This is a genomic window from Photobacterium sanguinicancri (genome assembly GCF_002265265.1).
GTDB lineage: Bacteria > Pseudomonadota > Gammaproteobacteria > Enterobacterales > Vibrionaceae > Photobacterium > Photobacterium sanguinicancri.
The window spans coordinates 1-475 of record NZ_NOIF01000447.1; the positions used below are offsets into that span (position 1 = coordinate 1).

Genomic DNA, 475 nt, shown 5'->3' on the forward strand with positions numbered 1-475 from the left:
CGTTCTCGCGCTTCTCGTTGCCGTCGTCTTGCTCGCACGTCCCGCTGCATGGTGGCACTCGCTGTCGCAGCTGACCATCCTGCACCTCCTATCCTGGGCGCGACCGACGGGTCACCCTCTCCGTCCACCCTCCCTGACCGTTCTCTGCATCAGTCGTACGTGAGCAGCGCCGCGCCCGCGCCTCGTGGGCACAGCGCTCGTCCAGCGACCCGCTGGGCGTCATCACCGACTCTTGGAGAACCATCATGAAGAACCGTTCTGTGGCGACCGCCGCCATCACCCTCACCGCTCTGCTGGCCTTCACCGGCTGCGCCGGCACCAGCTCCGGCGGCGACATGCCGGGCATGAACCACGGCGGCAGCAGCAGCTCCGCCCCCGCATCCGCTGACGCCAACGATGCCGACATCATGTTCGCCAGCATGATGAAGGAACACCACGCGCAGGCCATCGAGATGTCCGACATGCTGCTCGGCAA

1 protein-coding gene is annotated in these 475 nt (G+C 66.5%); it reads left to right on the forward strand.

What is annotated here, in order from left to right:
* Positions 1-245: 245 nt before the first annotated feature.
* Positions 246-475 (forward strand): DUF305 domain-containing protein (locus tag ASV53_RS26550; RefSeq protein ID WP_205049245.1); only part of this gene is annotated, 230 nt, incomplete at its 3' end.